The 12183-nt window shown below is 42.2% G+C and carries 1 protein-coding gene (running past one end of the window); it reads right to left on the bottom strand.

What is annotated here, in order from left to right; all coding sequences use genetic code 11:
- Positions 1–12183, bottom strand: partial view of a non-ribosomal peptide synthetase gene (locus BET10_RS13610; RefSeq protein ID WP_070986122.1) — the 5' portion only. The gene continues 2103 nt to the left of window position 1, outside the view; the window shows 12183 of its 14286 coding nt (coding positions 1–12183); the start codon lies at positions 12181–12183; its stop codon lies off the left edge, out of view.

The raw sequence follows: 12183 nt of genomic DNA, 5'->3' as shown, positions 1-12183 counted from the left end.
ATAGACATAAAAGTTGGTGTAATTGAATATTGAAGCGGATAAATCACATTGCGCTAACTTTTGGATCTCGCTGATCGGATAGTAGCGGTGAGGCAACAACTCCACTGATGATGACTCAATTTGCTTTATCAGCTCAACATACGTTTTTCCTCTTACTTCAATACTCAGAGGAACCGAGTTCAAAAACATACCAAGCTTCGTATCTGCACCAGCTAATGCAGGCCGTCCGTTGGTGACAACTGACGTCAATACGCTGTGATTACTATCAATCATCCACAGTAATATCGCATGCATTGCGGTATAAACTGTTTTTTCTTGTACGCCAACTTGCGCAGCTAAGCCCTTGATTGCCACCTGTTGATTTTTACTTAAGTCAATTGAGACTTGCTGAACATCTCCCGATGGCCTTGTTAACCACCAAGGTGTATGAAATTGCTCTGCTTTTGACTGCCAATATACCTGATGCTCACGAGAATGCAGAGCCTCTTGTTCCAACCTAATATAATCGGAGATTCGAATCGATTCAGGGTCGCCTACAGTACTTTGACCATCACAAAGGGCGCGATAAATACTGAATAACTCAGTATTAAAGTTAGCCACACTCCAGCCATCTAGTAACATGTGATGAAAACTGAAATGATAAACAAAATCACCATCGGTTAATTGCTGAATATGAATGCGCCACAACGGCTGCTCATAGTCAAACCCATGCGCCAAGATGGCAGACTTACGCTCTGCTATTTTTTGTCGTCGAGTCGTCGTATCAAAGTTACGTAGATCTTCTAAAACAATAGGCAGTTCGACATTTTCATAGACCATTTGCAATGGTCGTTGAGCTGACAGACTTATTGTCGACCTAAGGACTTCCTGCCTTATCACAACGTTTTGTAATGCCGCCACAAAGTGTTCGAGTTCGAAGGGTTCTGCTATGGTTGCAGAAAATAAATCGTGGTATGTAGTGCCATGTTCATCCATAAGATGATGGAAAATCATACCCTGCTGAAGCGAAGACAGTGGATACGCATCTACAGCGTCTGAAGCTTCAATGATTTGGCGTTCTTCATCGGTTAGCAATTCGAAAGCCGCTAACTTGCACGCATCGACTTGCTGTTGTGAGTGAGCACGGTTATGTCGTGTTAAATATGCTGCCAACTCAGAAATAGTGGGATGCGCAAACAACTCACTAATTTGACACTCCCCTATTTCGCGCTTAATGCGATTGACTAACGGAATCGACTTAATTGAATCACCGCCTAACTCAAAGTAATTATCCGTAATACCAATCTCATCCAACCCTAAGGTCGTCATCCATATATCTGCTAACTTCGTTTCGAGTGTATTCGTTGGAGCTACTCGGCTACCCTGAAGTTTAACGTCTGGCTTCTCTAGCTTGGCAACATCCAACTTACCGTTTGCCGTCATTGGTAACGCCTCAATCTTAACCCAATATGCTGGGACCATATGAGCAGGCAGTACTAAAGACAGCGCCTTCTTCAGGTAAGTTAAAAGCGCTGAACTCTCTGACTTATGCTCATCATGAGGCACGATGTATGCGATTAATGCTTTCGTGCCAAGAGGTTCTTGGTGTACAACGACTTTACATATTGATACTTCATCTAGTGCTGTTAATTTGGCTTCGATCTCACCAAGTTCAATCCTGAACCCTCTGATTTTCACCTGATCATCAATTCGCCCCATATACTCGAGCGAGTTATGTTGATTAAATCGTGCTAAATCCCCAGTTCGGTACAATCGAGTGTAAGGAATTTCAGGTATTGGGTTAGAAACAAACTTTTGATTCGTCTTCTCCAAATCACCTAGATACTCTTTTGCTAACCCAGCACCTGTCACATACATTTCTCCTACCACCCCTTTGGGCACCAAACGCATATTCTGATCGAGCACCACAATTAATTGGTCATGTAATGGTTTGCCGATACTCTTATTATCCAAAGAGTCGGGGTGTAGGAAGTTGGCGGTCACATGTACCGTTGTTTCTGTAATACCGTACATGTTGACCAATTGGATTTGCTCAACACTGTAGTACTGCCACCAGCGCTCTACCATGTCATGATCTAACGCTTCACCACCAAAAATAATTAATCTAAGTTGTTCAAACACAGCCTTGCTTTCTATCGCTGCGAGTGTGAACCCATAAAATGCAGAAGGTGTTTGGTTTAATATCGTGAGGCCATGTTTTTGTGCAAACTCGCCAAACTTATATGGATCTCTAGTGCAGGCATTCGTTGGTAGTAATAACTTACCACCATGTAATAATGCTCCCCACATCTCCCAAACCGAGAAGTCAAATGCCGGTGAATGGAACATAGCCCACGTATCGTCCGATGAAATTGCAAACTCATCTCGCGTTGCATAAAACAGCCTCATCACGTTTTCGTGAGTTTGTACTACACCTTTTGGCTTACCTGTGGATCCCGAGGTATAAATGACATACGCTACTTTAGAGCTCGCTGCTTCATCTACACTTGGCACTTGTGATGCCGAGCAATCCGCTTGTAGTGACTGTAACGACACCGGCAGATTCTGGTATTGATTAGTAAAATCAAAATGATCCTGCTCATGCGTTAACACCAATGAGGTGCCGGTATCACCAAGGATATAAGTAATACGGTCAACGGGGTTATTTGGGTCAATTGGTACATAACCGTTACCAGATTTCAGTATTGCTAGTATTGCTACGATAAGCTCAAACGAGCGATTCATACAAACAGCGATAAGGTTGTTTTGACCAATGCCTGATTGAATGATCTGTACAGCGAGTTTCGATGAGTAATTATCTAGTTCAGCATACGATAACTGTTCATCACCAAATACTAACGCTGTTTTATCTGAAAACAACTGCGCCTTATCACTAAAAGCTTGATGAATATGGTGCTTAACCGGATATGATTTTCTATTCGGAACCAAGCCATTGGACAACTCTTTTTTCTCAATGTCAGACAACATATTGATATCCGTCACCGTGCTAACGCACGTCACCATGCTTTGCATTATCGCTTGAAGGTGCTTTACTACTTGACTCAGTTTATCCGCATTGAGCAAGTGCTGCTTAACTTCAAAGCTTATCTGCAGTTCTTCCCCAAGGTACGCGATGAGGCTAAGGCCATAATTATTGCCTTCAAAATTGTTAACCGACTGCACCTCAAATTGTGCATGTTGTGCATTTTGTGTAATTGCCTGATCAATAGGATAGTTTTCAAAAACGATCAAACTATCAAATAAACTTTGTCCCAAAGGGTGCTGCTTTTGGATTTGAGATAAAGGCAAGTAGCTATAGGAATCAGCTTCAACCAGATCTGTATGGATACTGTGTAACCAGTTTTCCAATGCAGTTTCTTCATCAACCTCAACAACCATTGGCAATGTATTGATGAATAGACCAATGATCTTATCCGCTCCAACTAAACTGGGTGGACGCCCTGATGTTGTGACACCGAAGGTGACATTTTTCTCTCCCGTATAGCGGCTTAACAACAAACTCCAGGCGGCCTGCAAGATCACATTCACTGTTGTTTGATGACGTCTGGCAAGCTGCACCAACGCCATAGTGTCTGCATGACTGAACTTCAAGCTATCATATATAGTAACGGCTTCAACGTCACCTGCTCTGAATTCACTCACGGGCAAACTGGTCTTTTGTTCAACCTTGGCTAATGTTTGCTTCCAGTATTCTTTCGCTTCATCCATCGGTTGTGTAAGTAACCAATCTACATAATTCCGGTAGCGCTCGCTTTGTTCCAAACGCGCAGTGGAGTTAGTCAATAATGAGCGATAAATTTCGGTTACTTCTGAGAACACAATCGACGTACACCAACCATCCAAAATTGCATGGTGGAAAGTCCAAAGTAAGACCGACTCTCCCTGCTCAGAATCACACTCATTAGATCCACTCAACGTAAAGTGGGTAAAACGCATTAATGGAAAATCTTTTACACTGAACCCTTGACGTTTGTCTTCTTGTAAATGGGTGATGATCGCCTGCTTCTGCTCTACTGCAGTCAAATCCGACAAGTTTACTGAGCGCCAATTCAGTACGCTCGAAGGTCTAACTAGCTGATGAATATTCCCTTGCTCAAATCCAACAAAACTGGTTTTGAAAATATCATGTCGCTCTAATACTTCTTGCCAAGCGGATTTAAATAGAGATTCATTGATGCCCACCAGCGACAATTCAATTTGAGACACGTAAGCGGATTTTTCTTCCATGCTATGGAATAACATGCCTTGTTGCATGCCCGTTGCGGGATACAAGTCAATTTTGGCAAGCTCATTTGCATTAAGCGTGTCTAGCCAACTATCTAACCGAGCTTGGTCAACGCTTGCCAGTGAGAAATCACTAGGTGTAGGTCGTCTTGCTATGCTCCCCTCATTAACCAAATTACAATGTGCCACAATATGACTAAGCGCTTGTAAATATGAGGCTGGCCACTGCTGGATAAAATGCTCACTGTATTGATACGCATCATATTGCAACGAAAAGCTAAGTCGCCCATCTTCAACATAACAATCCAAAATTAATGGGTGAGTTTGGGCTCTTTGCTCGCTGAAGTTTTGACCACTACTTTCCTTCGCTAACTCGAAATAGTTGTTCGCTTGATGTTTTGCGTCTAACTGTCCTAAGTAGTTAAAGAGCAACTCACTTCGATAGTTAGCAAATAATGGTTGAGCCTCTCCACCACAGCGATTTAATATTGCAAACCCAGCCCCTGCCGTAGGCACAGACCTAAATTGCTCTTTAACAGCACAAATAATGTCGTTCACACTATTTGACGGACTGTCTAATAGGCAAGGGTAAATATTGGTGAACCAACCGACGGTTTCGCTCAAGTCATATTGGCTTTCTAAATTGTCTCGCCCATGCCCTTCTACATCAATTCTTATTTTTCCTTGCAACGGTGCAGCTTCATTTGTCATCAATAAAGCAGACATAAGCAACTCATTCGTTTTTGTCTTGTATGCTTGGTTGCTAACACTCAACAGGCTTTGTGTCTCTGACACAGGCAAGTCAAACTTAACTTCACGAAATTGCGGCATCTGATCATGCTTACAAGAAACATCTAAATTATTTCGCTCAATATCAGACCATGTTGATACCGGTTGACTAACTACGTGCTGCCAATAACTGTGCTGTTTTAAAATGATGTCCTGTTTGGCGAGCTGCTGAACATACTCACCCCACTCTTGAAAAGAGGATGTTTTATCTTCCAATTGATATGACTGCTGCTGGCAATGCTGCTGATATAACCTGTTCAAATCATTTAAGATCACGCGCCATGATACGCCATCAACTAACAGGTGATGGATCACAAAGAGCACCCGGTCTTCACCATTTGTATCACCGCAGGTGTCTGCTTCCGCTTGAACAAGGTCACGCAACAAAACCACTTTCATAAGTGGTCCAGATACGATATCCAATTGTTTGTGTACGCTAGTTGCAAACTGCTCAACACTGAGGTTTGACTGCGCTTTTTGATAAGTCGGCCAGTGCACCTCTTCAACGAATGAGCCTAAGCTATCTAATGCTCGATAGTGACCTTGCCAAGTGCCTTGTTCATTCATAGCGAACACCAGCCTCAATGCATCGTGGCGCTTGACAATTTCGGCTATCATATCGCTAAGTGTATCGGCAGCAAGCGCCTCTGGCACAGATAGCATGACGCTTTGGTTGAAGTGATGTAAGTCAGTAAGATCGTCAAAAAACTCAACTTGGACAGGTAGTAATGTCTGAGTGCCATTTACTGACGTTTGGTTCGTTTGTGTCTTTTTCTCAAATGTAACACGCTCTACCAACCCACGAATCGTTTTACCTTCGAATAGATCACGCACACTGAAATACAAACCTTCATGTGCAGCTCTTGATACCAGTTGAATTGATAGTATCGAGTCACCGCCTAACTCAAAGAAGTTGGCGTTCACACTCAATTGCGCCTTATCTAAGCCGAGCAAGTCAGTCCACATGTCGACAAACTTACGTTCCAACTCTGTTTCTGGTTTCGCAAAGTTTGCCGACGCAATTGCTGCCCAATTAGGCTCTGGCAAACTAGATTTATCAACTTTACCGTTGGCAGTAAGTGGTAACTCTTTTATATCAACAATCGCCGCTGGGATCATATAACTTGGCAAAGTCTCTATGAGACTTTGCTTAACTTCACTGATCACAGCATCAATATTGATATTACTTTGAGTGTTTTGGGCTAGATTTTTTAATTCCTGTTTTGGTGCATCGTAATACGCTTCATTGGCTGGACAAATATATGCAACCAACCTTTTGCGTCCATAATTATCATCTTTAGCAATGACCGTAGCACTTTTAACCTGTGGGCTTTGCAGTAACTGAAACTCAATTTCACCGAGCTCAATTCTGAACCCTCTAATTTTTACTTGATGATCTTTGCGCCCACAAAACTCAATTGTGCCATCCGGCAAATAGCGCCCTAAGTCGCCCGTTCTGTATAGTCTTTCAGCTAGAATTGGATGCGGTAAATATCTTTCTCTTGTACGTTGCTCATCATTGTAATAGCAGCGAGCTACGCCCTCACCCGCAATAAATAACTCACCAGTGACCCCTTTTGGAATAAATGCCAAGTTTTCATCCAAAATATAAAACTTCTGGTTAGCAAGTGGCTTACCATATGGCACAGACTTCAACGCACTTGTATCGCCTACAATAGGGTGGTCTATTGACCAAATTGAACCTTCGGTCGCCCCTCCCAAACTATACACATTGGCCCGCGGGAAAGTTTTAAACAAGCGCGCTGGTAAGTCAGTTGCAATCCAGTCACCACTCATCATCATTACCCTGACGCAAGGTACAACATGCTGTTTTAACTCGGCCTGTTCACATAAAAACGCAGCGGAGGTTGGCACAGTATTCCAAACACTTACAGCATGTTGCTCAACCATTTCTAGCCAATGTTGCGGCAACTCTAGCTTATCAGGGTCAGGCAGCACTATGGCACCACCTTTCGCCAGCAAACCAAAAATATCATATACCGATAAATCAAAACTCAGAGCTGAAATAGCGAACACACGGTCAAGTTCTGTCACGCCATAACGACTGTTAATATCTAAAATTGTATTGGCAGCCATTCGGTGCTCAATTGCTACCCCTTTTGGGTTGCCCGTTGAACCAGATGTAAAGATCACATAGGCAAGATCTGAATCTGACTGTGCCATGAAAAGGTCTGATTTCGCGATTAAATCTGCAAGCTCATCACTGCTGTGTTGAACATGTTCAGTGCTGCACATACTTTTGTGCAATTTATCACCATCAACAGCAACTTGATGAACCCCTTTTTCATCAATGAGTAAAGTACAGTTTGCTTGCCTTAATACCGCCGCATTTCGACTCTCAGGCCAGTCCAATGAAAGTGGTAAGTAAGCGCCTTTTGCCATGTTGACAGCCAGCGTTGCGATGATCTGCTCTGGTGTTTTTGGTAATAAAATAGCGACTAATACTTCTGGCCCTACACCCAGTTTTTTTAAAGACAATGCCAGTGCATAGGCCCTTTCAAACAGGGTCTTATACGTTAACGTTTGTGTGGATGTAATTATCGCAGGAGAATCTGCATAGTCTCTTAGTGCATCAAAAAACAACTGGTGTAGTAGCCTAGGCCCAGGCAACGTCACTTCCGTGTCATTGAAATCGACCAGTTGCTCTTGCAACTGTGATTCAGATAGCGTCCGGACTTGATTAATTTCATCATGCAATGAAAGCCCAGTAAACGATTCGAGCGTGTTGGTAAGGTGTTGATGAAGCGTCTCGATAAACTCGCCAGTAAAAATACTATCATCGTATATGTACTGTAATCGAGATTCTTCGCTGCTAACTTGCAAGTTTATTTCAAGGTCAAAACGTGAGTTTGTTTTCTCTAACTGCTGACATTTAGCGCTAAATGGCAGTGCCTTTAAACTTTGTTCAATCGCGGCCACCCCATCATCAGCATTCAGGACGATCTGAAATATAGGAGAATACTGGGCATTTCGCTCTACTTTAAGCTCATCAACTAGCTTATCAAACGGCATTGATTGATTGATTTGCGCTTCTACATGGAGCTGCTTCATATCAGCCAAGTACGCCTCAATCGTTCTATTTCTAGTATTTGCCCGCAAAACAACAGGGTTAACAAAAACCCCTACTGCGTCTTCCGCTAACGCGTTTCGTCTGTTTGTAAACGGCGTACCAATTACCACGTCATTACTGGCACTGTGTCTAGACAATACGAGAGACAGGGCACTGTGAACAATAACGAATGGGGTGGTTTCATTTTGCTGAGCATAATCCAGCAGCTTTCTATTAAGCTGAGCAGGTAGGCTATGGTATTGCGCTAAACCAGTGTTCGATTTTGTTTGAGGTCTGTGTTTGCAAAGTGGCAAATTATGAGTATCGGGAATGCCTTCAAGCTTCTCGCGCCAATAAGCCGATTCTGCGTTAAACGTGTGACTCGATTGCGTAGCATTTTCCCACACTGCATACTCAAGGTAATGATTTTGAGCATCGTTATTGGACGTTTCACAGCCTCCTTCAGCATTTATCAAACCAAGGTAAAAGCGCTTAAAGGCTTCTAACAAGAAGCCAACCGACCATCCATCGGCCACGATGTGATGAATATTAATTAACAACACACCTTCATCAGACCCTAAATCAATGTAACTTGCTTTAAGCTTGACATCTTTAGTTAAATCAAAAGTTTCTCTTTGTGCTTTGTATATGACAGCTTGTACAGCAGAGTGCTTTTTCGACTCATTTAGCTTGCTTAAGTCTTGCTTGTCTAATTGCCAATTCCAGTGCGCAGGCAGGTATTGAACTGGTACGCCTTCAACCTGCTCAAAGTTTGCTGTTAAGATTGGGTAGTGGTTAATAACATCTTTAAATGCCCGTTCGACCTTGTCAACATTAACCTTCCCTTCGGTATTTAAGGCCACGAACATATTGTATTCAGGGCTGTCGCCTTGCAATTGCTCGACCATCCACAGTCGTTGCTGAGAAGAGGTCAAAGGAATTCTTTCTTCAAGCGCTATACCATTGTGTGTATGTGCTGTACTTTCTCTGCTTTCATGTAGCTTGCTCACCATTTGAGCGAGGTTTTTGCTTGCAAATACATCCTGAACTGCCGCCTCTTTAAAGCCAGATTTACGTAACAACGAGATCAGTTTGACTGCAATTACCGAGCTGCCACCCAAAGAAAAGAAGTTGCTATGTGCACCAATGTGCTCAACTGATACATTTAAGACTTGCGCCCATAGATGGGCCATATGCTCCTGTTCTTGTGTCTTAACGCAACTCTCTATGCTCGACTCTAGTTGCTTATTTGCAAGTTGCTTTCTATCAGTCTTACCATTTGCTGTTTTTGGTATAGCATCAATATGAAATATCTCAGCGGGTATCATGTAATATGGTAACTGTTGAGATAATGCCTGCTTCGAATAAGTGATAAGCTCCTCAATATCGCCACAAAAATCAGAGGTAATTTCCACATATCCGACTAGAATACCGCTCGGATTGCTTTGCTTATTTACAACAACAACAGCTTCTCGTATCGATTTGTTTTTTCTTAATACTTCTTCAATTTCGGCAAGTTCAATACGAAAACCATTGACTTTAACCTGCTCATCGATACGACCAATATATTCAAAATCATCGGCGTCAACTTGCCTGACATAGTCACCTGTTTTATAAAAACGCTCAATGCCATACCTGTTAGATAAAAATTCACTACACAGAAATTGTAATTCGGTTTTGGTTGTGTCACCCAAATAACCGACTGATAGACTCGCTCCACTAATGCATAATTCCCCAACCACTCCGTGCGGCGCTATATCTCCGTTATCCATCAGAACAAAATGCTGATACCCAGGCAATGTACCACCAATTCGCGACATTGCAGCGGTAGATGTCTTCGATATCTGTTTGATCATTGACCATATAGTTGCTTCTGTTGGGCCATAACAGTTCCAGACTTGATGACACGCATTAAGGAGCTGTTGTGCTAAAGAAGCGGTTACAGGCTCACCTCCAACCAATGCATTCAAGTTCGAACTGCCAGACCAACCTGACTCAAATAGCATTTTCCAAGTAGTAGGCGTTGCTTGTAGCAAATTGATATTGTGGCTTTCAATCATCTCACAGAGACGGTCTGGATTAACCGTATCGGTATTGGAAGCAAGATAGAGGGTTCCCCCTTTGATGAGAGTGCCTAAGATTTCAAGCAACGAAATATCAAAGATATAAGTGGTGATTGCCAGCGTTCTTGTATGCTGCGAAAAACAGCTTGATAACTGCTCAGTTGCACCGATTAAAAAGTTAGCAAGCGCTCCTCGACTGATACTAACACCTTTAGGCTGCCCCGTTGAACCTGATGTAAACATGGTATACGCAAGCATCTCATCATCTATCGAAACTGACGAACACGTACCTTGCTCTGCGCTTACCATCACTTGCCAATGAGTATCAAGCGCACAGACAGGTAAAGACAAATCTGCAACCCTAGAAAGCAGTTGGCTTTGTGTAAGTATGCCTTTGAGTTCTGCGGTATCACTAATATGTTTTATTCTGCTAAGTGGGAAGTCATGTGAGATAGGTACGAATGAAATACCACTGTGCAAACATGCCAGCATTGTGACGATGCTTAAGTTACTACGTTCAAAGCATAACCCCAACGTATCTCCCTTGCTGTAGCCAAGATCTTTTAACTTATTGGCGATGGCATTTCTGTGAGCAACAAGTTGTGCGAACGATAAAGTTTCATTTTCATCAACCAAAGCGAGCTTATCGCTATGTAGCTCCAAGCCATGCTTAATCAATATTTCAAGACTTTCGTTTGAATTATTTAATTGCCCCTGAATCAATCGCTGACGTTCACAGTGGTTAATAACGCTAAGCTCTTTTAACTCTTGGGTTTCATCTTCAAGTATATGCGCAACGTAATCAAGCAACCTATCTGGTATAACTTCAATATCTTTTGGAGAAAAGTATTCAGTTTGTAAATCTATTAACAGCTCAACAACCCCTGTTTGAGCATGTTCCCACACGGTTACCGATAGTGGCAGTTTTTCATCGTTATTTGTAACAAATACAATATCTGAATTGTCATTTTCAAATACCAGTGCCCTATCCAGTTTTAAGTAATTAAATTGAAAATCAAAGCTGGGTTCTGTTAAGCCTAACTCTTTGCGGTTAGTGATTACTTGACTTATAGGATACTGCTGATGACGTAGCAGCTTTTTTTGAACTTTAATAATTCTTTGGGTGATACTCTCTAAATTATCACCTAATTTAATATCTACATTCATGGGCGAATAGCTCAAAAACGCCCCCAACATATTACGTTCAATCGCGCCCTTTCTGTTGTGCACTGGCATTGCGATTGTCACATTATTCTTGCCAAATGTTTTATGTATAAAACCCGTCACCAACGCACAGTAAACGCTGTTTATTGCTACATTCAGCCGCTCACTCACCCTTTCTATTTGAGCGACATAATTTTCAGAAAGTGGCAATTTAACCCTTACACTCGCATCATTTTTTTGACTTTCTTTATATTGGGAGTAAGGAGTAAATAAAGGCTGTTTATGCGGAAAATCATATTCATTCCAAAAATTTTTGTCTTTCTCAGCCTTAGCACTCATCATGTAACGCTTTTCGCGCTCTACAACTTCCTGCCACGGCATAGCTGGCTGCTGAAGTTGTTCACCTCGATAAAAAAGAGACAGGCTTTTGACAAGGTTAGCGAATCCAAATCCATCCATGATCACATGGTGCGCGAGTGCCACATAACGAAATTGTCCAGGCGCGAGTTTTACCAAGTAAAATTTATAAAGTTCCTTACCTATCAGCTCCATAGGAGAAGAAAACACACTTTTTATAAAAACGTCAAACGCGTTATCTGGATTACTTTGCTGACTGACATCAACCAAAGGAAGCTCGGTCGAACGTTCATCTGTGATGTATTGTTCAAATCCATCATCTGACTCGATGATACGAATTCCAAATACATCAAATGTTGAAATGAGCAGTTCATGGGCAGATTGTATTTTCGACAACGACAGCTGTGCTTGGTCGTCTATTTCTATGTAACCGCCAATGTTGTAGCGTGAAGAACATTTATTTTTTAGCTGATCGAAGAGAATATCTTGCTGAATACTACTTAGGTTAAAACTCAT

Origin of the sequence: Pseudoalteromonas amylolytica (assembly GCF_001854605.1) — a bacterium.
In the GTDB taxonomy this organism is placed as follows: Bacteria; Pseudomonadota; Gammaproteobacteria; order Enterobacterales; family Alteromonadaceae; genus Pseudoalteromonas; species Pseudoalteromonas amylolytica.
Note: the sequence above shows the minus strand (reverse complement) of the source record. Positions and strands in the feature narration are given on the sequence as shown.